Raw genomic sequence first — 23,477 nt, forward strand, 5'->3', positions numbered from 1 at the left:
GGAGTTTGATTTTATGAAGGAAACTTTAAATGATTTGAAAGCAAGAAGAAGCTGTAGAAAATATAAAAGTCAACAGATAAAAGGGGAAGAGCTCAGTGCTATTCTTGAAGCGGGAACTTATGCACCTACGAGTATGGGACAGCAGTCTCCTATAATTGTTGTTATTCAAGACAAGAAAACAATAGAGAAAATTTCTAGGCTAAATGCAGAGGTTATGGGAGCAAAATCGGATCCATTTTACGGTGCTCCGACTCTTACTGTAGTTTTTACAGACAAGGATAGAAGTACTTATATTGAAGATGGAGCACTTGTAATAGGCAATATGTTAAATGCTGCAAATGCACTTGGGGTGGCCTCATGCTATATATATAGGGCGAGAGAAGTATTTGAAACCGAAGAAGGAAAAGCTTTTAAAAAAGAATGGGGACTTAAAGACAATTATGTTGGAGTAGGAAATTGCATTTTAGGATATGCGGAGGAAGGCGGGATAGGAAAAGCTGCTCCAAGAAAAAAAGATTATATAATAAGGACGTGAATTTTAAATTTGTAAAAGGCAGTATATAAACAATATGTATTTATATGCTGTTTTTTGTTCTGTTTGGAATCTACCTGTTTTTGCGTATTGGAAAAAAGAACTTGTACCTATTCTTTAGGAAAAGTATAATAATAGTTATTTGCCGCAGGAATTAATATATTTGATAATGAGTATGTCCAGTTCGCAGCTTATATTTAATATTTCATCAGGTAATGCATTATTTAAAATCTTATTATTTAAGACTTTTCTCAGTTCTTCAATCTGGTACTCAATTTTTTCGACATCGTTCATAAGTATAAAATCCTCCATAAGATCACAAAACTTGCTCAATAAGCAAATTATAACATTATTTCTCACATATAATCAATTAGAATATATGATATTTGGAGGACAACTTGATGATTCATACTAAAAAAAACAAAAATTTAATTGGAGACAAAGTTAAACATGCCAGACTTAAAAGCAATCCGAAGATAACTCAGAAGGATTTACTTGCAAGACTCGCAGTAAGAGGATTAGAACTTGAAAAAACTGCTATATCAAAGATTGAATCAAAAAAGAGACCGGTTACAGATAGGGAACTTGTTGCTATAGCGGATGCACTTAATGTGAGTATATTATGGCTTCTGGGAAAAAAGGAGTAGTACCTTGCCGGTATATAAGATTGAATAATCAAATAATTTACATTTTAGCGTTAATTTAACTTATATACTTCTTAAATAATTAAGAACTTAAATTTATCAATAGAAGAGAATAACAATTGAAACTTATAAATCAAATATTTGATTTATAAGTTTCAATTGTTGTATTATTTTAGTTTGTAGTAAAAAATAATGTTTTCAAAAGAGTATGTGTTTTACAACTTTGAATTAATTCATCTGCGTAATACTGAAGACTTGAAACTGTATATATAAATATGAAAATTATGCTGATAACTTGAATAAGCTGTAATACTCTGTGCGTACTACTATTTTTATCATGCAATTTTCTAAAACATTTTAGACTAATCAATATATTTAGTAATATAGCCATAACTACCACGATATTGCTAACTATATCCCATATGCTTTTCACGAAAATACCACTTCCTCAAATTATATGTCTTTTTGAATTATGTTTACTGATTTTATCTTGTCTTCCATATTTTTTCCTTTTAAGAATGTTTTTATAGGATGCATGTCCAAATAGAGTGCATCCTTCTTAGGGCAACCTTTATGTCCAATACATTGAAAACAAGAGATACAATATCTATCATATACTGTCTCCATTTCTGTTATAGGCACATTCATAGGACATACGCTTTCACATTTGTGACAATTTACACAAATGTCAGGATTCCTTTTTAATTTAAAAATCTTAGCGAAGCTTAATACACCTGCTTCTACTGATCCATGGCAAAAGTATTTACAATAAGGTCTGTTTATGAGAAGAGATAAAATTGTAAATATGAATAGAGAAATTAGTATAGAACCAGCCACAACTTTTCTTGAAAATAATATGTTTGTAAGCGCTGACACATCTGGTCCACCTAAATTTGCAAGTACTTTTGATGTAAAAAACGATGTAGCAAAAAAAGCATAGCTGAGCATTATAACGTAACGAAAGTAGCTTAAAACTGCATTTGATTTTGGGGAAATGAAAGTGTCAAATTTATTTTTGAATAATTTTTTTCCAAGCGTTCCTACAAATTCTTGATAAATACCCCAGGTACAAAAAAAACCACAGTAGATTCTTCCAAAAAATATGGACAATAACGAAATTAGAATCCAGACAGCAACTCCATATTCAAAGTTAAATATCAAGCAGCTTAGGAATGCAAGTTGAAGTATAATTCTAAAGTGATTTTTAGTTAAATTAGTTAATTGAGCTGTTGTTGATTTCAAGTTAATCCTCCTCTAATAAAAAAATACTGATAATAACATTCATTATCAGTTACATTTTGCAGTATACCAAAAATGGTTTATTATGTCAATAAGGATAAGTAAACAATGGAATAAAATTATTCAAGTGCGTATTTTGAGTTTTATATGTTAAAATTATGTTATTAAAAACATCGGAGGCAGTATATGAAAAATAAAAATAATATAAAATTAGATGAACAGGTTAAGAAAGACATGACAAACAAGATAAAAGAATATTTTTTTAATGAAAGAGATGAAGAAATAGGAGATTTAGCAGCAAGTTTAATTCTAGAATTTATTATAGAAGAATTGGCGCCTGAATTTTATAATCAGGGAATTTATGATTCTTATAAATATATGACTGAAAGAGTTGAAGATATATTGTCAATTCAAAAATATTAGAATATTGGAGATGTAACTTAAATATGCAAGAAGAAGATTATATAAAAAGATTAATAAAAGCTATAAGTGAGATGATAGTTGGCATTTCGTATGGAAAAGATTCTGTAAAGAGTAATATCAAATTTCAAAATAATGATGCCGTAATTTCCGAAGATGGATTATTAAAAATTATGATTAGAAAATATATAATTGAAGGTAAATTAACTGAAGCCGAAAATAGGATATTTGACGCTATGGAATCAAATAATTCAAAACAATATTATGACGTAGCGTTATGGTTTTATAAGGAACTTAATAAATGGAATGAGGATAAGCTTCTTCGATGTAATTTTTCGAAACAGAAAGTAATAAAAGGATTAGAAAATATAAAAAAATATATGAAAGATTAATTGTTTTATAATACAACTTAGTCATTGTAATGATGTTTGCAGTAATGCTTTTTTTAAAATTCGGAGTGTTAAATTTATTTAACATTAAATACACTGGGAAATGCCTTATATTAACGAGTTTAAATTAATTCGTCAAAAATTCGTCAAAAATTTAAAAAATATCTTCTATTAAATCATGTGCATGGTTAAGCATATCTTGATTTACATGTGAGTATCTTTTTAAAGTTTCACGTACGTTATGACCAAGAATGTTTGCTGCAGTTTTAAAATCAACTCCGTTTGCTATTAGTTTGGTGGCATAGGTGTGTCTTAACTCGTGCATTGAAATATTGAAGCCCTTCTTTCTAAATAATAAATTTAGAGAAGGTAATGGTGTTACCTTGCAGCTTATAACTCTATTATCTATTCCAATTATATTTTTATGATTTAAGATTTCATTTAAAGTATTTTTGGAAATAGGTATAGATCTTTTCGAATTTTTGCTTTTTAAGGACCCGAATCCATAAGTGTTTTGAGGTCCTTTTTTCCATTGTTTATTTACATTTATAACACGATTTTTAGTGTCTATATCTCTCCATGTAAGTCCTAGAATTTCTCCAGCTCTCATACCTGTATTAACAGCTATGTATATAAACAGGTAATATCGTGTATTTTTAAATGAAGATAATAAATTGTCTATTTCTTTATCAGTTAAAGCTTTTTTATTATTTCCTTGGGTTTTGGAATTTTAATAAATTTTACGGGATTTTGATTTATTATATGATATTGATTTTTAGCAGAATTAAATATTATCCTTAGTTTTTTTAAATAATATATAATAGTGTTTGGATTAAGTGAATTTGCTTTAGTGAATTTATCTACAATTTTTTGTATATCCATATTTGTTATTTGACAAACTTTTAAATCATTAATATCAGAAAACTTTCTTAAAACAGTAGTTGTTGACTTAATGGTTTCAAATGATCTATATAATTTACTGTGTTCTAAATATTCTATTCCGAATTGACCAAATGTAATGTCCTCAAAATCGGTTCTTAAATTTATATTTTTTTTTAATTTATCTAGAGCTTTCAATGCACTGTCTTTAGCTTCTTGTTTACCTTTCCTGTTTAAAGAAAATCCCTGTTTACTTTTTTGCTTCCATTTACCATTAAGTTTGTAAGATATTATATATTGCCAACTTCCATCTTTTTCTCGGTAGCTTATGTTATACTGCATTACACATGTACACCTCCTGAATTAATGTCTTTTGGAAATTATATAGTTAATATAATTAATTATTTCTTTCTGTTCATTTTTTGTGAACTTTTCCTTATCAAATCTTGAAATAATAGCATAGATACTACTGTTTACATATTTAGTAGATTCTAAGTTATCAAGTAAATTATTTATATTTACCATGGTTTTAAGTGCCTTTGAAACTTGTTGCTCAGAAAGTAAGCTTTTTACATCTACATCTAATGCGGTTGCAATTTTATTTAATTTAGCTAAAGTGGGGTTGTTAACTTTATTGTTTTCTAAATCACTTAAATATCCTAATGATATTCCAGATATTTTTGCAAGAGTATTTATACTAATATTTTTACTTTTTCTTATATTTCGTATGTTATCCCCTAACATGTTACACCTCCAGTTCATTTCCATAGAACAATGTTAACACCTTTTTAATTCATTGTCAACGAAATACAAAGAAAAAATAGTTATTCGTTATAAACGAATAATATATTTTGATTATAGCATAATATGAGGGATTACCGTGCTTGTTCATTTTTAACGAATATAGTATTATTAGCTCAAAACGAATAGGGAGGAAAAAATGAACTACATAAAAAAATATAGACTATTAAATAATATGACTATTAGACAATTGTCAGCTATAACTGATGTCGCTACTGGATATATTAGTGGACTTGAAAATAATAAAGTTAATAATCCAACGAAGGCTATAATGACTAAAATTGCTGATGCACTGGGGAGAACAGTAATAGAAGTATTTTTCCCAAGTGAATTGATGGAGGTGATTAAAAATGGACAAGGTAAAAGTAATGGTATTAAAGCCTCAACAATTAGCAGATAGATGGCAATTAAGTCTATCTAAAATATATGAGGACAATAGTGCAGGAAAACTTCCTCATCTTAAAATAAATCGAAATAGGTTTCCATTAAAAGCTATTGAAAGATTAGAAAATGAAGTCGGCTTTGATAAAAATGACATTCAAACTTCAAGGGAGAGGGAACTAAATAGAAAAATTGATCAGCTTGAGGATTTGATACAAATTAAAAATAAGGAAATATTTAAGTTTAAACAGATTATATCAAAAATACATGTATTTCTTACTGAATATATGTATGAAGATACAAGATAAGAACTATATAAATAATTTCATCGATATTAGGTATTAAGGGGTGTTTCTTATGGAGGATAATTGGTGGACAGTTCTAATTGCTTCATTTGTAGAGTGTAGCTCGGTTGAACAAGCGTTTGAGCTGTATGATACTGGGTGTGTTAAAAATTATTTTAACAACAATGGAGTGCTCGAACCTATTGAATTGACTGCTAAAGATTTTTTAGAAATGCTTAGATTGAAAGAAAGGGGAGTTAAGAGAAAAGAAATAGCTTCAAAATTCAATATTTCAATTGACAAATTGGATTATCGTATGAAAAAAATGAGGGATGAAGGGGTAAATTCAGAAGGACCTTAAGTAATAAAAACTGGAAATTTAAATAAAGGAAGAGATTCTATGTTTAATGTTGAAACCTCTGTCAGGAAAAAGAATTCAAGAAATTCGTGCTTAATTCCAGGGCAATTAAGCATGTTTGATATTATAAAATCTACTAAAACAGTATCTTCAGTTAAAGAAACTAAAAATACAGTTAATAGTGTAAAACTCATAGATCGTGAAAAAGATGAACTTTTAGATGTTAATTCTATACTAAAAGATTCGGAGAAATCCAAGCAAAAAGATGTTGCACTTAAAAGTGTTAAAGTTGGAGATTACATCAGAGCACGTTATGGAACCAAAGTTATAGAAGGTAAAATAACCCGTGAATATGGAATGAATAATGAGATATTGAATATAGAATTTATGAGAAATAATGCTATTGCAGTTACTGCAATAGGTCGAAGTTTTATAATCAAAATATTAAAATCAGCATAGGGGGACGGACATGGCACAGTATAGATTTGTTTATACAAGTTTTTGGCAAGATCCAAAAGTGATGGAAAGTTTTACGCCTGAGGACAAACTATTTTTTATATATCTTTTAACTAACGCACACACAACCCAGATAGGAATATATAAAATTCCTAAAAAATTAATGGCTTTTGAACTTGGGTATTCTGTGGAATCAATTTCAAGCCTTATTTCAAGATTTGAAGAACACCATAAAATGATCGTATATAACAAAGCTACAAGTGAATTGGCTATTAAGAACTGGGGTAAATATAATCTCAATAAAGGCGGTAAGCCTGTAGTTGACTGTATAACTAAAGAGTTCAAACAAGTTGATGATAGAAGCCTAATTGAATATGTTTATCATGGAATTAAAAATAAAAATATGAAATTATTATTTTCAGAAGAATTGAAAAAAGACAAGGAAAATGAGAAAGCCAAAGATATCTATAATACTCCTAAGAATAATTTTGATGGAACTAAATTAAAGACTGATACAGTAGACGATTCGATTTGCGATTCGGATAACGATACGCTTAACGATTCGTATGACGATACGTCCGACGAACCGAAGGCGATACGTGGACAAAAAGAAAACAAAAAACAAAAAGAAAATAAAAACAAAAAAGATAATTATTATATGTCTGACTCTAACGAATATAGACTTTTCAAACAATACAGCCAAAAATAATTCGAATTTTACAAATGTCTTAAATGATGCCTATCAAAAAATAGGCAAGGTAAATGATAGTATGATATCTGAAACACTTATTCAGGCTGTTAAAGATAAAGTTTCTCTGCTCAAATAGTAAGTTCAGAAATAGTTATAGCAGAAGTACAGAGGTACTTCTGCTATATGATTTCACGGAGGAAAATTATATGATATTTATTATTTTTATAGGATTATATATAGGCAACTTAATATACTGGGTCTCGGATAGGGTAATTAAAAAAGATACTGTAAATATTGATATACTGAAAGAATGTATATTGAGATTTAAGGGTGGATTAATATACAAATACATACTGCAGGCAGGTATTGTTTTTATTTTTGTATTTGTATTCAGTCGGTACGGTGATGGCATTAGTTGTGTGAAATATCTTATTATGATTTCATTTCTTATTCTAATTTCAATCATAGATTATAAAACAAAGTACATATATTCAGGGATAAGTTACACCTCTATAGCAGTTTCAATAGTATTTATGTTTTTACAAGCTTTTCATCACGATTTTATTTACAACTATATAGCTGGAGGTATATTTGGATTTATGATAGCATCCATCTTTATTTTACTGAGCAGAGGCGGTATGGGATGGGGTGATGCTGATATATTACTGCTAGCGGGTATTAATTTGGGACTGTTTTTATCTATAAAGGTATTCTTTATAACATTTCTGTTGGCTGGGATATTTAGTTTATTCAGGCTTATCAAAGGAAAGAAAGAGCAGTTTGCATTTACTCCATTTATAACAATTGGAGTAATTATGGTTCTTATAGTGCCATTTTGAGTTTGGATATGACAACGTCTATGGTATAATTAAGAAGTACAATTGAATACGTTGTGTATGGGCTACTGGATGTCACTTATCCCTGTTGAAGGGAGGTGATATAATGAGTAATGACAACTTAATGTTGCTTTTCGAAGGAGGGCTTTTCCTGATTTCACTGTTAACATTTATAGTTATACTTATTGAGAAAATCTCAAAAAAATAGTAGCCCCGACTCGCAATTGGACGCTACTATTTTTATTTAATAAACATAGTGATACCAGTTGCCTAGGCAACTAGATTGTATACTACAGGGTGCTGTGAACTACATCTCCATTGAAATGGAGAGCTTCGGATTCTCGATAAAGCCCATAATTGAATTCCATCGATACATCTCCGGGATATCCAACCCCACTACTGCTGGTATAGATTTCTCTATCCTACACAGATACTTTTTTAAAATGTTATATTTTATAGCAACCTTTCATCTCCACTTTTAAAAGTGGAGGATTCTCGGCTATTCTCCTAACACCCTGTTTTTATTATAACTACTTTTTATATTAATAGTATATCACAGATTATAGAAATTATACAATCGAGTATGCATTCAGATATAGTTTTATTCATAGTACTTGGGTGTTACAATCTGCATTTTTTTATAATGTCATTTTGAATTTATATGAAACAATTTCTATGGTATAATTAAGGAGTAATAAGAAAAATTTACATGGTTGCCTCTTCTTTATTTATGGGTGGATTGCGGTTAAAGATGTCTGCGTATGAAGAAGAGGTGATGCGTATATGTCAGAAGGATACTTAATATTGTTCTTCAGTTTATTTTCAATGACTGCTATTTGCATAGTAGCTTTGTCTGATAAAAAATCAGATATTAAGATAGAAAATAAAATAACTTTGAAACCAGATGAAATAACATCTGATATCAAAGTAGACATAAATAACGAAAAAAATAATAGATAGGACCTCACAAGATCTATCTATTATTTGTTAACACTGTGTAAATCAAGCAGATTAATTCGCAATCCACTCCTCTTATTACTAATAGTATACCATAAATTATAAGAATTATACAAATGAAATTCTTTAAGCATAAAATATATTATTTTAATTTGTCAATGATTTCTTGATTTTGCTTTTCTGTGTGAGCAATATCTGATTGCATAGAACCTATGTCATATTCCAAATCTGAATATGTAGAGTACAAATTATTTACATTCCAATTTATAGTATGTAAGTAATTTAAAATATTTTTTCTGTATGATTCAGTATGATACAAATTTATACATTCTTTTAGTGTATCTGCTCTTCCGTTAGTGAGGCAGTATATGAAGAAGTAAATTGCGTTGCAATTAAATCTATATGCACTAGGTATAAGGCTGTTGTTATTTATTTTGGAATTATTAGTTTTTATTTGATCATTAATTTCATTCTTGATTTTAATGTTTTTTTCAAACATCGGAGAATACTTTTCTAAATCAGAGTTAAATTCTAAGTCATCCAAAGTTTTCAAGTGCCTAAGTAAATATTTATAATATATCGCTAATATAATTTTTTTTGCGATGAAAAATACTATAGGAATTAAAAAGAAGCCTATGCATACTTCACCTAAGTATTGATCTGACATTGATTTTGTTGATAGATTAAATATGGAAAAGCCTCTAATATGTAGTCCTATATGATTAAAAAACTTTTTAAATATTAAATAGGGTAATCCACATATAACTACAAAAGCTTTGTAACATAAGTCAGCAAACCGTCTATTTATAATTTCCATAATAGCCTTAATATGTCCAGTTGTCGTATGACTCAAAATAAAATCCATAATAGAATATATTCCGTATATTATCGAAAATTTATAAGTACTAAAATCCATATGTTCTATCTTTGTATGCAACTTGCAAGAATTTTTATTATAATCATTTCTGGATAATTCAGTTCCAAGAGATTTATATTTATTTCTTAAAGAATTATTGGTTTGTAATAATCTAAATGTAATTAAAAAGTTTTTTATAATTGTCCTCTTGTCAATTTTTTTTGAAAGATCTACTCTTGCAATATCATCTAAAGCTGATATATTTATAATAGAATTTTTCATTAATATTTTTCACCACCTTTCTTTTTATCCATATCTTTCTATTTTCTACAAGAAATAAAAAAATCCTCTTAAAGAAATAAAAAAATCTAAAAATAATCCAAGAAAAATCCAAAGAATAAACAAATTTTTCAGAGATATTATTAATTATACTGATAAAATTCTTTAGGAAATTTTTTTATTTACAATGAATGAAATTATGAGTATAATAAAATTAGAAAGTAGGAAAATAATAATTTAAGAAGGTGATTGTATGATTACTCAGTTAAGAGAAAAATCTCAGATTACAATTCCAAAAGAGGTAATAAGAAAATTAAACTTAAAAGCTGGAGATTCTATAGATATCGATGTTGAGGATAATAAAATTATTTTAAAACCTGTAGTTGTGATTCCAAAGGATCAAGCATGGTTTTGGAGTAGGGATTGGCAGCAGAATGAAGAACAGGCAGATAAAGATATAAAGAATGGAAAAAGTGAAAAATTTAATTCTGTACAGGAGCTATTTGACGATCTTGATAATTGAACGTACTGATAAATTTAAAAGAGAGTATAAAAAACTGCCTGATGATGTTAAAAAGTCTTTTAAAAAACAGTTTTCTAGATTTATTGAACATCCATATGCTGAATTTCATCCATCTTTACGTATAAAGAGAATACAAGGTACTAATAATATTTTTGAAATGACGGTTACAATGAGTATTAGAGTGACATGGCAGTATATAGATAATGGAGTATTACTTAGAAGAATAGGGAAACATGATAAGACTTTGAGTAATTCATAATAATAAAATAATTAACACAATTTTCACCCAAGAAAAATCCAAAGAATAAACAAATTTTTCAGAGATATTATTAATTATACTGAAAAATATACCGTAGAAATCTGTTTTCGTTTGATACAGGAAAAGTATGGTAGTATAATATAAATATAGAATGACGAAAAACACGGACACCTAGAGGTGACTATTTGGAGGGCGAAAATGAAGAGTAAAAAATTAATGGCAATTGTTATGACTGCAGCTGTATGTGTATCATTTCTTACGGCAAAGAATTTTTATGGAAAGTCGAATGTTGTAAAAGCAGAATCAGTAACTACAACACAGACAAGTGGCGTGACTAGACTTGGAGGAGCAGACAGATATGAGACTTCTGTAAAGATAGCAGAGTATGGATGGAGCAAAGCGGACACTGTTTTCATAGCAGGAGCACAGACCAATACGGAATTTGCAGATGCTCTGGCTGGAACACCTCTTGCATATTCAGATGATGCACCAATCCTTCTCACAAGACATGATGCACTTCCTAGCAATATCAGTGCAGAAATAACAAAATTAAGTCCAAAGAACATAGTTATTCTTGGAGGGACTGGAGTTGTGTCATCAAGTATAGAAAATGGACTTAAATCTAAAGGATACAATGTATCGAGAATAGCGGGGAAAGACAGATATGAAACTGCTATACAGATAGCAAAACAGTTATGGGCCAAGTATCCTTCTACAAGCGAGAAGGTCGGTTCAGATTCAGGAGTTATAGTTACTACAGGCAAGCAGTTCCAGTATGCTATGAGTGTGGCATCAGGTATGGCTAGAGGTCATGGGGCTATATTATTCAGTGATGGAGATACGCTTAATCAAAAAGTGTCTAATTTACTTTCTAGGGATAATAACCTGCAGAATATACAAGTTATAGGAGGGAGTAAGGTACTTGGAGTGAAAGGAAGTTTGTATAATTCAAATCCAGGACTTTTCCAAATTGAAAACTATAATAATATATCAGAACTTGAAAATGGAGAAAGTTCTTTAAATGATCTTACCGGAGTAGCAGTAGCAAATGATAAGACATTCCCAGATTCACTTGCAGGATCGGCATTAGCAGCAAAAATGAATTATGGTATGATATTATCTGATGGAAACAATTTGCCATATACGGTAGATTCCAAAATGAATTCTCTTTCAGGTGGATTGATTTTTGGTGGTACTGGAGTTGTATCATCAGATATGGAGAGTAAGATAGCATCTATATTCAACAAAAGTATTCCAGCTAATCCTAATGGACTGAAAGATACAGATATTATATCGTTCAGTGATGAAAACTTCAAAAAGAGTGTAGAAAAAGCTCTTGGAAAAACTAATGTGACGGTTGGAGATGCTAAACAAGTAAATGATTTAAGTGTGGAACAGGTAAGTGATTTATCTGATTTAAAATATTTCCCGAACTTAATGGATTTAACAGTAAGTGATGGTTCGATTAGTAATAATAGTGATATATCGAATCTCTATCAATTATTATATTTGCATCTCAATAATTGCAAATATAATAAAAGTTTGATAAGTTCGCTCTCGAAAGTAACTATAGTTGTTAATGGCAAAGCAGTATCTAATCCAAATCAATAATTAATGCTATGTGAAAATAGGTTGAGATATAGACTCAGCCTATTTTTTATTTTTAAAAATAAGGATAAGTTTGTTGTATATGTAAGTTAGTTTTTGCCGAACCTCATTATGCTATCCTATATGAGAATTGTAAGGAGGTGCATAAACGAATATGAAGAAATTTTCAAAGCTCAATAAAACAAAGAAAGGGGTGATAGTATTAGCTGCCATAAGTGCTGTGACTGTATCTGTACTGGGTTTGCATGTATTAACTGGGGCATATGGAAGAGACAGCAACTGGGATGTTTATCAGTCAAGTAAACTTGCTGAAGTTAACTTAGACCATTTGCTTTCAAAAACTGTAAAGAATAATCCAGAGCAAAAGGGTGAAAAAAACAATATGCACAAAGTAAAGGAATATATGGATTTGTATAACAGAGACTATAATTCCTATACTGTAGTAGATTCTATAACCAATGGACTTCCTATAGGTGACAGAGGCAATCCTGAAATACCGTCAGATCCATCAATAAAGAATCCCAATCTATATGCAGACACAACAATCTTCACCGATTCAAATGGTCAGAAGAAAGCATCAGGATGGTATGACAGCGTATATGGTCCTTTTCTTGATGCTGAAGTAAGTAATGACAGAGGAAGTCAGGAAAGTGATTCTGCAGAATTTGCCAAGATACTTTTTCCAAAAGGTTCTGACAGGGTATATGTTGCCACAGATGAACCACAGTATTATCTGAGAGATGCAAAGAGTACCGCAACTCTGTACGGTGGTAAATACCCTATACTCATAAGTGAATCTGGAAGTTATGGCAGCCTGTCTGTTAATCTGGAGACGCTTAAAGCCAAACATGCTATTTTTCTTGGTGGTACAGGTTCAAACAAAGGGCCAGCCACATTTGACTCTCTGACGGGAGTTGGAACTACCGGTACAGATATGGCACGTATAGGCGGTACTGATGCTTCACAGACTGCACGATTTATGAAACAGCTTCCTTCAGATGTCTATGATAATCCGACACAACCACAGAATAATCTTGATGGAAAATACACTCTTGTAGCCGACTCTTCTGTAAGTTCCAGTACATTAAGTTCCATTGAAGTAAAGTTAAAGAGTAATGATTTCACTGGTGCGGTAAAACTGGCACTGGCTAATAAAATAGGTGATGCAACACCACACCAGGAATCAAATATTCAATCTGGTACTCCAGCACTCACAATCGGCGGATTTGATAAGGACAACCCTCCGACAGGAGATGCAAAAAAGGATAAACTCAAAGAGAAGTACCTCAAAGTATATCTTTGTACACCATCGACAGGACAGCTGGTACTGCAGTATTTTGAATCAGGCTTCAAATTTGTTCCGACTACACCTAATACAGGCAATGTAAAATTAACTGTTGACGTCAGCCCAAAAGATGCAGGTACGATTAATCTGGACGGTAAAACATCAGACAGCAGTGGAACCATAAATGGAAGCAAGACTTTGAAAGATGGTACTGCCTCTTTCAATGTAAAACAGACACCAAACACAAAAGCACCTGCAGAGAGCCACTGGAAATTTGACCATTGGGGCGTACTGGATGGAGACAAAGTAACACCGGATAATAATGGTAATTTAAGTATAACAAAAGATACAACCATTGTTGCATACTATAAATTAATTTTTGACGGAAAAGATAAAATTTATCCTGATGAAAAATCACACTTGAAGATAAAAGCTTCTGTGGATGCAGCATGGTATAGAGAAGGTGAAGAACATAAATCATCAGATAAAGGTGCAACTATAGCTAAGGAAGGGCAGCTTGTAACATTCACAGTAAAAACAGATGTCTCTGATTATAGATACCCTATAACGGACAGCAGAGGATGGCAAGATGCTCATACGCCTAGTTATGTATATTATAGCAAAGATGGATTCACGGGGATTTTGTTTGGAAAAGGGGAAGAATCACATGATTTTGGACACTGGCATCACAGCAGGCACAGCTCACATTGGGTATCGCATTGGAAATACAGGCAGGATTATAAAGGTACTGTATATAGAAAACCTGTCCAGTATTTTTCACCTACAGAATTAAGATTGTATTTCCCCGATGGAATTGTAAATACTGACCCTACCGGGCTGAACCCATCAATAAAAGATGACTTGAATGTAGATCCAACTACTCCCTATATGGAACACTATATGACGTCTGCTCCAACGTACACATACAGTCGTACTATAGATTCAACATATGGACAAGTATGGAAACATAATACTGAAAAAGTAGAATTCTATGTCCATGTGACAACACCAGTGACAATAAAGCAGTTAAAGAATGGCGACACAGAAAGGATTCGAGAACCTTATAAAATAAAAGTTGAGGCAATAGAACCTTCAGGTATAAAAAAATCCTGTTATGTTGATCTCGATATTGAAGGTAATATATATCAAGGTATATACACAACTCCAGTAAATTAGAGATACAAAAGAATCTAGAGAATTTTTTCTAGGTTCTTTTGTATTCACGTATTAATTTTCACGAACCTTGTTTTGCTATAATGGAAAAGATCTAAAATAAAATTATTAAAAGGAGTGTTGAAAGTGGAAATTTCAAATATAAGGGTTGTAAAAACAGGTTCTATTTTAAAAGACGATACAAATAGCAGGCTTCTTGCATATGCAGGGTTAACGTTGGATGGTTGTGTGAGAATTGAAAACATAAGAATTATAAGAGGAGATAAAGGTGATTTTTTATCATTCCCATCAAAGCTCAGAAAGAATGGTTCAAGACAAGATGTTGTACATCCTGTATCAGCTGAAGCAAGAACAGAACTTACTAATGCAGTGATGGAAGTTTTTAAAAAATAAAACAGCACAAGAAATGGAATAGAAATGCGTTTTGCGTGGGTGTGATTTGCCACGCAAAAATATTTTGTAAACAGGCTTCAGAGCCTTATTTCCGTTGGAATAAAGAAAACAGGCTTGATATAATATATGTATAGGAAATACGGATATTAGGTTTTAAGAGAAAAATACCCGAAAAAGGATTCAGAATGAAAACAAAGTTAACAAAAAAAGATTATAAAATTATCAACAACGCAGTTAAAAAGGTAGAAATTTACCTTAAAAAGCAAGGAGCCTCTAATTTTATTCAATTCCATTTAAATTTCATAAAAGGTTTTGCTTCATTATTTCTCATTAAGGATCAAGATTTTCTGTCACTCATAGAAAGTCCTGATGATATTGAAATGCGAGATAATTCACTGATATACATAAGAAGTTTATCAGTAAAACACCCTCTGTACAATTTTTTTAAACAATTTAACTCTCTACCAAATTTTATGCAGGAAGATATTATGGAAGAATCTGTATATTTAATATCTAATATTTAATAATATCTAAGTTATATGATCTTGAAGAAATTTTCACATAAGTTAACAAGCGTTTTGAACAAAATAAATTAAGAGGTGATTACGAATGTATAAAATAGGACTGGATTTAGGATATAAATATATTAAAGGTGTTGCAGATAACGGTAAGAAAATATGTTTTCCCTCTGTTATCGCTCAGGACAAGTCTGTTGATGTAGATAGAGATATAGCAAAGATTTTTACAACAAATAATTCGGATAATTCAATACAAAATAATCTGTCTATAATAATTTCAAATGGAGAGCAGGAAACAAGATTTAAGGTCGGAAGTGCTGCACTAAAAGAAAGAAATGTACGTGCAACATTCCAGGATGATAAATGCAACAGCATAGAGAACAAGATATGCCTTGCAGCCGCTTCATCAATACTTTTTCCAAATGATAAAAACCAGGAAGTATTTCTAGTAACAGGATTGCCTATAAATAATTTTACTCAGCAAAAAACATCATTCAAGGATATGCTCTTAAAATATAATTTAACTGTCAGGGTACCAAAATTCAACATAGAAAAGCAGATTAAATTTGCACGTATAGAACTCGTTCCACAGGGACTTGCCGCTATATTCGCCGCTGTGTGGGATAATATAAAAACTTATTCCATACCAGGAAGCTATATAGGATTAATCGACTGGGGAGGAAAGACTGTAGATTATGCGGTCTTTCGTATAAATGATGATGGGTTTCCGGAATATTTAACCGAATATTCTGGAACTATAAACGGAGGAATGTTTCAAATAGAGAACTATGTCTCTGATTTATTTAAAGCACGCTTTGGAGCAGAACTAATATTTACTAACCTCCTAAGGTTAATTTCAACTGGTAAGGTATTTTTTGATGGACAGGAAAGAGACCTGTCAAAAGATGTCAATGATATTAAGAAAGATAGGGCGGAAAGTGTTCTTAATGAAATAACAAAGAAGTGGACGGACATAGTTAAATATTTCAATACTGTATTTATATCCGGGGGAGGTGGAATAGATATGTATGATTATCTTATGAATGTTCCTGGAGTCTTGAAAATGAAACTTGCAGGTGACGCACAAATGGGTAATGCACTTGGATATCATAAAATTGCAGAAATGGCCCAGCTTAAATCTAAAATGGCACATAAATAGATGTGCTGGTCATGTAACGTCTGTAATCACATATAAATACAGGCGTTACAGTCATTTTGCAGTAATAAATGTAACGATTTTGACCACATAAATGTTACATTAGAAAAGGCAGGCATATCAATAGATTTGTGAAGTTAACACTATACTATAGTAACAAATATTTGTAATAATGATTCTATTTGCAGTATATGCTCGCTTTTATTGTAACAAGTTTTATAATTATTACCAGTGAAGAGCTTAAAATCAATGAGTTAAAAAGTAACATTTTTGTATAAAGGAGCTGTTTGCTTTGAAGAAATCATTAACAGGAAGTTCTGATGTCCTGGTGAGTTTCAGAATTAAAAAAAGTAGTGATGATGACAAAATCAGAGACCTTTTTTCTGACTGCAAAACAAATAAAGAAAGAGCAAATATAACAAAAGCTGCACTAAATTTCTATGTTGAGAATAAAGAGAAGCTTGATGATATTAAAAACATAAGAGAAGACATTGAGAAAATTAGATCAACACTTGACGATATTAAATCTTCTGGAATGCAGGCTAAAGGTTCACGTAATTCTGTCAGTACTGCAAATCATGTAGAAGATAAAGAATCTCAGGTAACAAAAGATAAGTGGTCAGAGGGTGCCCTCAAGATGTTTGATTTTTAAGGTGGTGGATGATTACTTTGAAAGAAAATAAAGAAAGAGTAGAGTACACTGATATATTCTTTGAAAATGATTCTAAAACAAGAGAAATCATAGATGCTATAAAATCACTGGAGAGATTCAGAATGTTTTTATATAAAGATGCCGCTAATTACATAGCTTTAACGGAATCTCTTGGGCTGTATCCAGGATATAGTAAAAAATTTTATGAAGCATTAAATAAAGATGAATGGGCAGCTGAATATAACGGAAAGAGAATTAAAATTTATATACCAGATGTTCCTCCAACTGTGTATATTAAAACAAGAAATGAAGCTTTAAGTTATTTCATAGAACTTTGGAAAAGAAAAACACAGCGTATCCTTAGAAAATGCATGGATACTTACAATCTTAAATTTGATAAGATATTCACGTGGATTAAGTGTTTTAATCCTGTTAGTGAATATGATGGAGATAATAAATTAATAAAGCCTATAATCGACGGTATAGCACGTTCGGGGCTGATAAAAGATGATACGGTAAGAACGGTTAAGTATGGTTTTGAGGGATTCTGTGACAGACAGAATCCACATATGGAAGTGTATATTTTTGGGGATAAAAACATACCTGGATTTATTTCCAGTGATATTTTTTGAGCAAAAAAAGGTATACAAAAAATACTTAAAAGTTATCACGGAGTTTCAAGGCTTTGTGGGTTTCAAAAGGTATACAAAAAGCATCTGATATTTTTAAAGCATTTTTTGTATATACAAAAAGTACTTTTAGCTGTTGAAATCACTCGTATTTAAAAAATTAAAAAAGAGTGCTTTAGATACTCTAATATGTTTTTTGTGAGATTAAGTATTTCAATATGTTTTTGTGCAGGAAAACCAGTATAGAAATAGGTATGGACTATAAGTATGGAAAACAATACTGAATGTGTATTTGGTAGGGTGCAGGAAGAGGTAATATTATGATTAGAATTCAAGAACGTGACAAATATTTTCTAACTAAGATTGGTGAGTATGGAATTATAAATAATAAAACTATGAATCGTATGTATGGTACAGTACAATATTCCATACGCAGGAGGAAGAGACTTGCAGATGAAAAATATATAATAAAGAATAACCTATACTGTTCTCTTGGAGTCAAAGGGCGGAAATATCTAATGGATGAACTTGGAATGGAATATATAAGGGATGTAAGTACAGATAGATACCCTAGAATTCGTATTGGAAAGATATCGGAAATATTAACCGCTCTTGAGAAAAATTATTTTGTGTATCCTAGCTGGAAACTAAAAAATACAGAGGTGTTGAATGAAAGGAAGGACAAGTATTATGGAAAGATAGTAAGTAGATATAATGGTAAAAAATACTATATATATAATTTAGGTAGAATAAATATTAATACAAAATATGTAATAAATGCTATAAATTTAAAGAAAAGATATGCAAGGGATATAAGAGATGAAATATTAAGTAAGGCTGAGAATGGAAAGATAGAACGGACAATAATAATGGCAGAGGACAGGAGGACAATGGATATATATAATGGAAATTTAATGCCGCTTAATGTAAAAGAACAACTGGTGATTCCATGGGGAAAAATTGGTTTTGAGCTTATAAACATGATAGGAATTGAAGATATAAATGGAAAAGCAATGGAGTATTTATACGGAACTGATTACACCGCTCCAGAGTGGATTTATGCAGATTATACCGCTGAAGGAAAACAAATAATGGTGCTGGTAACAAATGATGTAGAAAAGATAGTAAAGATAAAGCAGATCCAGATGGCAACCCGCTATAATCTAGCGAATAAAATGAATATGGTGATAGTGTGCATGGAAAGCCAGTACGGAAAATTCAGAAAAGAATTTAAAAATATGGAAATAAGAACGGTGCCGGACAGAATAATATGGAAGAATTAATTAATACAAAATTTTACTTTTAATCAATTAAAAGGTTTAAAATAATTATAATCACTACTAATATAGTATACAATAGAAAAAGGGTATGGAATTTGATATAATGTATCAGCGGTATATAGTTTCAGAGAAAGATGAGAATTATAGAGAATATTGGAGGAATTAATATGGATTATGAATATGTGGACAAAATTATGAGTGGAATTAATGTGGATGATAAATTGAACTACAGCACGATAAAAATTATGCTGAAGGCTGTGTATGAGAGCGGTATGGAAAAGAGATAAGAAATTGTGAAATTGTGGACATGATAAATGAGAAGTATGGGAAATAATATGGAATGGAGGAGCGGGAAACCGTTTCCTACACAAACAAACTAGGAAGTGGATGCTTATAAGAATGGTAAGTATAGCGGTGCTTGGTCACAAGGAGGGAATATTTATGGGTGATATTGCTGAAATGAAAAATTATGTAGTGCAATATCTTGTGAAAACTTATAATTATGACTATGACAGGGCAAAAGATATACTCAGAAAGTCAAGATTCAGCGAACTTATAGATGAAGATACTGAATATGTACTTCACTATGGGGAGAAGATGTGAAAAAAGAACATGACGAACTTATGCTCGCCTAAAAATTAACATTGATAAAGAATCGTTTTTTGTGAATAAGAGTAGCTTTTATAGAGCGGCTCTTATTTTTTTTGCATCTAAATACCACATATTAAATATAGAATATAATTTCTAGTTTATACCCAATCGGGTAACATTTAGTCTTGGCCATACGGCTAATAAAAATAAAGTTAAAGGTGGAATAAAAATGAAAGATACAATGAAAGTGGACAAGCCGCTGCTGTCTGTAAAGAATGATTTTGTATTTAAACTTATATTTGGACGACAAAATCATAAGAACCCGCTCATATCTTTCCTAAGTGCTGTTATGGGACTTTCAAAGAGTAATTTCAAAGATATACAGATACTTAATACGGAATTATTAAGGGAATTCAAGGAAGATAAGAAGGGAATATTGGATGTTAGAATTAAAACATTAGAAGGAGAACAGATAGACATAGAGATACAAATATTGCCTACAGCGTTCATGGCGGAGAGATCTCTATTCTATTGGAGTAAGATGTATACTTCTCAGATAAAGTCAGGAGATACATACGATAAACTCAGAAAATGTGTTACAATTAATATAACAGATTTTGTGTGTACACCGGTCAATAGGGTTCATACAAATTTTCATATAACAGAAGACCAATCAAAGTATCAGCTTACAGATGTGCTGGAAATACATTTTCTAGAGATGCCGAAACTTTTGGATAAAACTATAGAAAATACAGACGATCCTATAATTCAATGGATACAGTTTATAAATAGTAAATCGGAAGGAGTGTTGAAGATGCTTACTGAAAAGAACAAGGATATAAAAGAAGCCTATGATTATTTGAAGATCATAAGCCAGGATGAGAAAGCCAGGATGGAATATGAAGCAAGGGAAGCGGAACTTCACGACCAGATGACAAGAATGAAATCAGCACTGGAAAGAGGAAAAAAGGAAAACTCAATCAAAATAGTAAAGAACATGTTAAGGATGGAAATTGATACTGAAAAGATTGCAGAAGCTACGGAGATGACTATTGATGAAATACTAAGGATAAAAGATAAACTAGAATAAAATGTATGAAAAGTAAGAGTGGTTTTTATGACCGCTTTTACTTTTTGATAGAGATACTATCGTATAACAAATTTCCGAATAGTATGATATCAAGTGATATGGTATAATATAAATATAGGATATTGTATTGAAAGGGGAATCTCAATTGCGTGATAAATATGATAAAGCTATAAAAATGGCAGAGGGAAATGTAAAGCACGAGGGTATATATCTTACTGAATATGAAAGAGATTTGATAAAAAAATCTTTAACAAAACAGCTTTCACATGCTGAATTCTTAAAACTAGCATATCAAAGTGCTACTAGGTAGATGAGGTAATGCCTATGTATGACATTTCAGAAAATAATAAATATCGTTCGTTATATTATTATAAAGATATTGATGTTTTAAAAAATAAGTTTAATATAAAAAATGAATCTAAACTGGAGAATATGGAGCGAATTGTATCATCCCAAAGACTTTCTGAACTAGAAATAAATCCAATACAAGGCAAATTTGATTTTGAACACTTATGTAAAATTCATAAGTATATTTTTCAAGATATATATGACTGGGCGGGGCAATTAAGAAATGAAGATATTTTTAAAGGTGGTGAATTTGCACCATCTTATTTATTAAGAGATGCACTGGAAAATGAAATATTTTCACATCTAAAAAAAGAAAACTATCTGGCAAATATAAATAAAAACGAGTTAGCTTATAAACTTGCTTTTTATATGTCTCAATTAAATTTTGCACACCCATTTAGAGAAGGTAATGGAAGAACTCAGAGAGAGTTTATTAAAAATTTAGCTAATTTTAACGGTTACACATTGGATTGGAATGGTATTGATCCAAAAAGTTTGCTGGAAGCTACGATTAAAGCTACAAGGAAATATGACTATAAAGATTTGTCTATTACAATTTCTAATATATTGAAACAATTTTGAGCTTCTTTATTTGTGAGAAAATGAACTTTTTTAAAAATAAGAGTGGTTTTTATGGCCGCTCTTATTTTTTTATATCTAAATACCACATATTAAATATAGAATATAATTTTTAGTTTATACCCAATCGGGTAACATTTAGTCTTGGCCATATGGCTAATAAAAAATTGAAAGAGGTGGAGTTATGCATGGCTGGATTCCAGCAGGTGCTTTGGCAAAATATGCAGGAAAAGATAATCCATTTGCTGTATTTGTAGCTGTTGTAATAGGAATTCCATTATACTCTAATGCCGCTGGTGTAATACCACTAGTTAGTGAACTTACAAGAGCAGGAGTTTCAATGGGCACTTCTCTAGCATTTATGATGGCTGTAACAGGTCTTAGTTTACCCGAAGAAATTCTTTTAATGAGAGTTTTAAAGGCTAAATTATTAGCAGTATTTTATTTTGTTACAGGAGTAGGAATTATATTTACTGGATATATGTTTAATTTTATTATATAGATAAAATACAATCTGGAGATTTTTAGGATGCTTTTTATATGTCAAAAATGGTACCCTGTTATTGATTATGAGATTTGCAAAGAGTGTAGAGCTTGTTTTAATAAGTGTAAACACAGAGTATATGAAAAGGAAGGTAACAGACCACTTGTAGTTTTTCCAGAAGGTTGTGTTCAAGGCTGTAAAGGCTGCCAATCATTATGTCCTTCTGGAGCTATTCAATATGTTGGTGATAACGGACAAACTAGTGACTGTACTTGTTTGGTTGCTGTAATAGTTAAATACATTTTAGAAAAGCGTACACGATTAATTAATTTTAGAAGTGTACGTTTATTTTTTTATATGTTAAATTCAGTAATTATGTTTTAAAAGAATTGGCACTTTCATTAAATAAAACTTAAATGTTAATACTATAGTTAAAAAAATATTAATTTAGGGTTGCAAAAGTGAATGAAGTATCATATGATTATAATTGAATATGTTCATATGGGAGGAGAAAATGATGGACTTGATACAAGTGATAAAAGCGTTATCTGACGAAACACGTATGAGAATATTAAATATACTTAAGGATGGAGAACTGTGTGTTTGTGAAATAGAGACAGTATTAGATATTAGTCAGTCTAATGCTTCAAGACATTTAACAAAGCTTACAACAGCTAAGATTCTCGATTACTATAAGGTAAATAAATACGTGTACTATAAAATAGATGAAGATACTATTAAAGAATTTTCATTTATAAATGAAATCATAAGAAAACATGCGGTTAAATTAGAACAATGTAAAAAAGATTTACAAAGATTAAAAAAGTATAGAGACAGTGGCCTTGGCTGTGATGAATTGAAAGAAGGCAAAGTATGTTTTGATAATAATTGCGTAGATTAGGAGTGA

33 protein-coding genes and 1 pseudogene are annotated in these 23,477 nt (G+C 30.8%); 28 read left to right on the plus strand and 6 right to left on the minus strand.

The window, feature by feature from the left end:
- Positions 1-13 precede the first annotated feature (13 nt).
- Positions 14-535, plus strand: coding sequence for a nitroreductase (locus AC4CVH_RS01975; RefSeq protein WP_490786036.1), 522 nt, complete (start codon positions 14-16; stop codon positions 533-535).
- A gap of 135 nt (positions 536-670) precedes the next feature.
- On the opposite strand, the gene AC4CVH_RS01980 is transcribed toward AC4CVH_RS01975, so the two are convergent.
- Entirely contained in the window at positions 671-826 is a 156-nt protein-coding gene (locus tag AC4CVH_RS01980) for a Spo0E family sporulation regulatory protein-aspartic acid phosphatase (protein ID WP_490786037.1), read from the minus strand.
- Between the two features lie 107 nt (positions 827-933).
- Here AC4CVH_RS01980 and AC4CVH_RS01985 point away from each other — a divergent pair, with 107 nt between their 5' ends.
- On the plus strand, positions 934-1,179 hold the full coding sequence (locus AC4CVH_RS01985; RefSeq protein ID WP_490786038.1) for a helix-turn-helix domain-containing protein: 246 nt from the start codon (positions 934-936) through the stop codon (positions 1,177-1,179).
- A 450-nt stretch (positions 1,180-1,629) separates the two neighbouring features.
- On the opposite strand, the gene AC4CVH_RS01990 is transcribed toward AC4CVH_RS01985, so the two are convergent.
- Positions 1,630-2,418, minus strand: coding sequence for a 4Fe-4S binding protein (locus AC4CVH_RS01990; protein WP_490786039.1), 789 nt, complete (start codon positions 2,416-2,418; stop codon positions 1,630-1,632).
- 183 nt (positions 2,419-2,601) lie between these two features.
- Here AC4CVH_RS01990 and AC4CVH_RS01995 point away from each other — a divergent pair, with 183 nt between their 5' ends.
- The gene (locus tag AC4CVH_RS01995; protein WP_490786040.1) at positions 2,602-2,838 is read left to right on the plus strand and encodes a DUF2164 domain-containing protein; all 237 of its coding nucleotides are present in this window, start codon (positions 2,602-2,604) and stop codon (positions 2,836-2,838) included.
- Between the two features lie 23 nt (positions 2,839-2,861).
- Positions 2,862-3,227 (plus strand): DUF6483 family protein, encoded by a 366-nt coding sequence (locus AC4CVH_RS02000; protein WP_490786041.1) that lies wholly within the window; start codon positions 2,862-2,864, stop codon positions 3,225-3,227.
- A 151-nt stretch (positions 3,228-3,378) separates the two neighbouring features.
- Here the strand turns inward: AC4CVH_RS02000 and AC4CVH_RS02005 are convergent, their stop codons facing one another.
- Genes AC4CVH_RS02005 through AC4CVH_RS02015 form a run of 3 tightly spaced genes read right to left on the minus strand, consistent with a single transcriptional unit; the run spans position 3,379 to position 4,847 of the window.
- Positions 3,379-3,906, minus strand: coding sequence for a site-specific integrase (locus tag AC4CVH_RS02005; protein ID WP_490786305.1), 528 nt, complete (start codon positions 3,904-3,906; stop codon positions 3,379-3,381).
- An 11-nt stretch (positions 3,907-3,917) separates the two neighbouring features.
- Positions 3,918-4,445: an Arm DNA-binding domain-containing protein gene (locus tag AC4CVH_RS02010; protein ID WP_490786042.1), complete on the minus strand. Its 528-nt coding sequence runs from the start codon at positions 4,443-4,445 to the stop codon at positions 3,918-3,920.
- Between the two features lie 21 nt (positions 4,446-4,466).
- Positions 4,467-4,847 (minus strand): helix-turn-helix domain-containing protein, encoded by a 381-nt coding sequence (locus tag AC4CVH_RS02015; protein ID WP_490786043.1) that lies wholly within the window; start codon positions 4,845-4,847, stop codon positions 4,467-4,469.
- A 196-nt stretch (positions 4,848-5,043) separates the two neighbouring features.
- Here AC4CVH_RS02015 and AC4CVH_RS02020 point away from each other — a divergent pair, with 196 nt between their 5' ends.
- The 8 genes from AC4CVH_RS02020 (at position 5,044) to AC4CVH_RS02055 (ending at position 8,870) form a co-directional block, all read left to right on the plus strand.
- Complete coding sequence (locus tag AC4CVH_RS02020; protein WP_490786044.1) at positions 5,044-5,304, plus strand: helix-turn-helix domain-containing protein; 261 nt, start codon at positions 5,044-5,046, stop codon at positions 5,302-5,304.
- Positions 5,255-5,593: a hypothetical protein gene (locus tag AC4CVH_RS02025; RefSeq protein ID WP_490786045.1), complete on the plus strand. Its 339-nt coding sequence runs from the start codon at positions 5,255-5,257 to the stop codon at positions 5,591-5,593. Before AC4CVH_RS02020 ends, AC4CVH_RS02025 begins: the two co-directional genes overlap by 50 nt.
- 49 nt (positions 5,594-5,642) lie before the next feature.
- Positions 5,643-5,930: a helix-turn-helix domain-containing protein gene (locus AC4CVH_RS02030; RefSeq protein WP_490786046.1), complete on the plus strand. Its 288-nt coding sequence runs from the start codon at positions 5,643-5,645 to the stop codon at positions 5,928-5,930.
- A 39-nt stretch (positions 5,931-5,969) separates the two neighbouring features.
- Positions 5,970-6,386, plus strand: coding sequence for a hypothetical protein (locus tag AC4CVH_RS02035; protein WP_490786047.1), 417 nt, complete (start codon positions 5,970-5,972; stop codon positions 6,384-6,386).
- 10 nt (positions 6,387-6,396) lie between these two features.
- Positions 6,397-7,092 carry a hypothetical protein gene (locus tag AC4CVH_RS02040; RefSeq protein WP_490786048.1) on the plus strand — a complete coding sequence of 232 codons (696 nt, stop codon included), beginning with the start codon at positions 6,397-6,399 and terminating at the stop codon, positions 7,090-7,092.
- Positions 7,093-7,280: 188 nt separating this feature from the next.
- Entirely contained in the window at positions 7,281-7,913 is a 633-nt protein-coding gene (locus tag AC4CVH_RS02045; RefSeq protein WP_490786049.1) for a prepilin peptidase, read from the plus strand.
- A gap of 121 nt (positions 7,914-8,034) precedes the next feature.
- Positions 8,035-8,118 carry a putative holin-like toxin gene (locus AC4CVH_RS02050; RefSeq protein ID WP_490786306.1) on the plus strand — a complete coding sequence of 28 codons (84 nt, stop codon included), beginning with the start codon at positions 8,035-8,037 and terminating at the stop codon, positions 8,116-8,118.
- 575 nt (positions 8,119-8,693) lie between these two features.
- Complete coding sequence (locus tag AC4CVH_RS02055; protein ID WP_490786050.1) at positions 8,694-8,870, plus strand: hypothetical protein; 177 nt, start codon at positions 8,694-8,696, stop codon at positions 8,868-8,870.
- 139 nt (positions 8,871-9,009) lie between these two features.
- Here the strand turns inward: AC4CVH_RS02055 and AC4CVH_RS02060 are convergent, their stop codons facing one another.
- A complete protein-coding gene (locus AC4CVH_RS02060; protein WP_490786051.1) occupies positions 9,010-10,005 on the minus strand; it encodes a hypothetical protein in 996 nt (331 codons plus the stop codon).
- A 250-nt stretch (positions 10,006-10,255) separates the two neighbouring features.
- Between AC4CVH_RS02060 and AC4CVH_RS02065 the strand changes: the two genes are divergently transcribed.
- From AC4CVH_RS02065 to AC4CVH_RS02140, 16 genes and pseudogenes are all read left to right on the plus strand, one after another.
- A complete protein-coding gene (locus AC4CVH_RS02065) occupies positions 10,256-10,525 on the plus strand; it encodes an AbrB/MazE/SpoVT family DNA-binding domain-containing protein (protein WP_490786052.1) in 270 nt (89 codons plus the stop codon).
- Positions 10,515-10,784: a hypothetical protein gene (locus tag AC4CVH_RS02070; protein WP_490786053.1), complete on the plus strand. Its 270-nt coding sequence runs from the start codon at positions 10,515-10,517 to the stop codon at positions 10,782-10,784. The genes AC4CVH_RS02065 and AC4CVH_RS02070 overlap by 11 nt, the downstream gene beginning before the upstream one ends.
- Positions 10,785-10,982: 198 nt before the next feature.
- Positions 10,983-12,395 carry a cell wall-binding repeat-containing protein gene (locus tag AC4CVH_RS02075; RefSeq protein ID WP_490786054.1) on the plus strand — a complete coding sequence of 471 codons (1,413 nt, stop codon included), beginning with the start codon at positions 10,983-10,985 and terminating at the stop codon, positions 12,393-12,395.
- Positions 12,396-12,546: 151 nt separating this feature from the next.
- Positions 12,547-14,853, plus strand: coding sequence for a hypothetical protein (locus AC4CVH_RS02080; RefSeq protein WP_490786055.1), 2,307 nt, complete (start codon positions 12,547-12,549; stop codon positions 14,851-14,853).
- Between the two features lie 123 nt (positions 14,854-14,976).
- Positions 14,977-15,243, plus strand: coding sequence for a SpoVG family protein (locus tag AC4CVH_RS02085; RefSeq protein WP_490786056.1), 267 nt, complete (start codon positions 14,977-14,979; stop codon positions 15,241-15,243).
- A 185-nt stretch (positions 15,244-15,428) separates the two neighbouring features.
- A complete protein-coding gene (locus AC4CVH_RS02090; RefSeq protein ID WP_490786057.1) occupies positions 15,429-15,767 on the plus strand; it encodes a hypothetical protein in 339 nt (112 codons plus the stop codon).
- Positions 15,768-15,852: 85 nt separating this feature from the next.
- Positions 15,853-16,920 (plus strand): ParM/StbA family protein, encoded by a 1,068-nt coding sequence (locus tag AC4CVH_RS02095; protein WP_490786058.1) that lies wholly within the window; start codon positions 15,853-15,855, stop codon positions 16,918-16,920.
- Positions 16,921-17,209: 289 nt separating this feature from the next.
- Positions 17,210-17,569: a hypothetical protein gene (locus tag AC4CVH_RS02100; protein ID WP_490786059.1), complete on the plus strand. Its 360-nt coding sequence runs from the start codon at positions 17,210-17,212 to the stop codon at positions 17,567-17,569.
- 17 nt (positions 17,570-17,586) lie between these two features.
- Complete coding sequence (locus tag AC4CVH_RS02105; protein ID WP_490786060.1) at positions 17,587-18,201, plus strand: hypothetical protein; 615 nt, start codon at positions 17,587-17,589, stop codon at positions 18,199-18,201.
- A 317-nt stretch (positions 18,202-18,518) separates the two neighbouring features.
- Positions 18,519-19,481 carry a hypothetical protein gene (locus AC4CVH_RS02110; protein WP_490786061.1) on the plus strand — a complete coding sequence of 321 codons (963 nt, stop codon included), beginning with the start codon at positions 18,519-18,521 and terminating at the stop codon, positions 19,479-19,481.
- Positions 19,482-19,919: 438 nt separating this feature from the next.
- A complete protein-coding gene (locus tag AC4CVH_RS02115; protein WP_490786062.1) occupies positions 19,920-20,081 on the plus strand; it encodes a hypothetical protein in 162 nt (53 codons plus the stop codon).
- Positions 20,082-20,298: 217 nt separating this feature from the next.
- Complete coding sequence (locus tag AC4CVH_RS02120) at positions 20,299-21,159, plus strand: Rpn family recombination-promoting nuclease/putative transposase (RefSeq protein ID WP_490786063.1); 861 nt, start codon at positions 20,299-20,301, stop codon at positions 21,157-21,159.
- Between the two features lie 145 nt (positions 21,160-21,304).
- Positions 21,305-21,469, plus strand: coding sequence for a hypothetical protein (locus AC4CVH_RS02125; protein ID WP_490786064.1), 165 nt, complete (start codon positions 21,305-21,307; stop codon positions 21,467-21,469).
- Between the two features lie 14 nt (positions 21,470-21,483).
- The gene (locus AC4CVH_RS02130) at positions 21,484-22,089 is read left to right on the plus strand and encodes a Fic/DOC family protein (RefSeq protein WP_490786065.1); all 606 of its coding nucleotides are present in this window, start codon (positions 21,484-21,486) and stop codon (positions 22,087-22,089) included.
- A gap of 172 nt (positions 22,090-22,261) precedes the next feature.
- A pseudogene (locus tag AC4CVH_RS02135) lies at positions 22,262-22,588 on the plus strand (permease); the annotation flags it as partial.
- 499 nt (positions 22,589-23,087) lie between these two features.
- The gene (locus tag AC4CVH_RS02140) at positions 23,088-23,471 is read left to right on the plus strand and encodes an ArsR/SmtB family transcription factor (protein WP_490786307.1); all 384 of its coding nucleotides are present in this window, start codon (positions 23,088-23,090) and stop codon (positions 23,469-23,471) included.
- Positions 23,472-23,477: the final 6 nt, after the last annotated feature.

This window comes from Clostridium pabulibutyricum (assembly GCF_058242705.1).

Bases quoted from the DNA above. Each gene is read 5' to 3' on its own strand.
- AC4CVH_RS02010 (WP_490786042.1), bottom strand. From the start codon at position 4,445: ATGCAGTATAACATAAGCTACCGAGAAAAAGATGGAAGTTGGCAATAT.
- AC4CVH_RS02020 (WP_490786044.1), top strand. From the start codon at position 5,044: ATGAACTACATAAAAAAATATAGACTATTAAATAATATGACTATTAGA.
- AC4CVH_RS01995 (WP_490786040.1), top strand. From the start codon at position 2,602: ATGAAAAATAAAAATAATATAAAATTAGATGAACAGGTTAAGAAAGAC.
- AC4CVH_RS02095 (WP_490786058.1), top strand. From the start codon at position 15,853: ATGTATAAAATAGGACTGGATTTAGGATATAAATATATTAAAGGTGTT.
- AC4CVH_RS02120 (WP_490786063.1), top strand. From the start codon at position 20,299: ATGAAAGATACAATGAAAGTGGACAAGCCGCTGCTGTCTGTAAAGAAT.
- AC4CVH_RS01985 (WP_490786038.1), top strand. From the start codon at position 934: ATGATTCATACTAAAAAAAACAAAAATTTAATTGGAGACAAAGTTAAA.
- AC4CVH_RS02080 (WP_490786055.1), top strand. From the start codon at position 12,547: ATGAAGAAATTTTCAAAGCTCAATAAAACAAAGAAAGGGGTGATAGTA.
- AC4CVH_RS02030 (WP_490786046.1), top strand. From the start codon at position 5,643: ATGGAGGATAATTGGTGGACAGTTCTAATTGCTTCATTTGTAGAGTGT.
- AC4CVH_RS02130 (WP_490786065.1), top strand. From the start codon at position 21,484: ATGTATGACATTTCAGAAAATAATAAATATCGTTCGTTATATTATTAT.
- AC4CVH_RS01975 (WP_490786036.1), top strand. From the start codon at position 14: ATGAAGGAAACTTTAAATGATTTGAAAGCAAGAAGAAGCTGTAGAAAA.
- AC4CVH_RS02045 (WP_490786049.1), top strand. From the start codon at position 7,281: ATGATATTTATTATTTTTATAGGATTATATATAGGCAACTTAATATAC.
- AC4CVH_RS02025 (WP_490786045.1), top strand. From the start codon at position 5,255: ATGGACAAGGTAAAAGTAATGGTATTAAAGCCTCAACAATTAGCAGAT.
- AC4CVH_RS02055 (WP_490786050.1), top strand. From the start codon at position 8,694: ATGTCAGAAGGATACTTAATATTGTTCTTCAGTTTATTTTCAATGACT.
- AC4CVH_RS02015 (WP_490786043.1), bottom strand. From the start codon at position 4,847: ATGTTAGGGGATAACATACGAAATATAAGAAAAAGTAAAAATATTAGT.
- AC4CVH_RS02035 (WP_490786047.1), top strand. From the start codon at position 5,970: ATGTTTAATGTTGAAACCTCTGTCAGGAAAAAGAATTCAAGAAATTCG.
- AC4CVH_RS02115 (WP_490786062.1), top strand. From the start codon at position 19,920: ATGGGTGATATTGCTGAAATGAAAAATTATGTAGTGCAATATCTTGTG.
- AC4CVH_RS02090 (WP_490786057.1), top strand. From the start codon at position 15,429: ATGAAAACAAAGTTAACAAAAAAAGATTATAAAATTATCAACAACGCA.
- AC4CVH_RS02140 (WP_490786307.1), top strand. From the start codon at position 23,088: ATGGACTTGATACAAGTGATAAAAGCGTTATCTGACGAAACACGTATG.
- AC4CVH_RS02040 (WP_490786048.1), top strand. From the start codon at position 6,397: ATGGCACAGTATAGATTTGTTTATACAAGTTTTTGGCAAGATCCAAAA.
- AC4CVH_RS02065 (WP_490786052.1), top strand. From the start codon at position 10,256: ATGATTACTCAGTTAAGAGAAAAATCTCAGATTACAATTCCAAAAGAG.
- AC4CVH_RS02000 (WP_490786041.1), top strand. From the start codon at position 2,862: ATGCAAGAAGAAGATTATATAAAAAGATTAATAAAAGCTATAAGTGAG.
- AC4CVH_RS02050 (WP_490786306.1), top strand. From the start codon at position 8,035: ATGTTGCTTTTCGAAGGAGGGCTTTTCCTGATTTCACTGTTAACATTT.
- AC4CVH_RS02060 (WP_490786051.1), bottom strand. From the start codon at position 10,005: ATGAAAAATTCTATTATAAATATATCAGCTTTAGATGATATTGCAAGA.
- AC4CVH_RS01980 (WP_490786037.1), bottom strand. From the start codon at position 826: ATGAACGATGTCGAAAAAATTGAGTACCAGATTGAAGAACTGAGAAAA.
- AC4CVH_RS02110 (WP_490786061.1), top strand. From the start codon at position 18,519: ATGATTAGAATTCAAGAACGTGACAAATATTTTCTAACTAAGATTGGT.
- AC4CVH_RS02075 (WP_490786054.1), top strand. From the start codon at position 10,983: ATGAAGAGTAAAAAATTAATGGCAATTGTTATGACTGCAGCTGTATGT.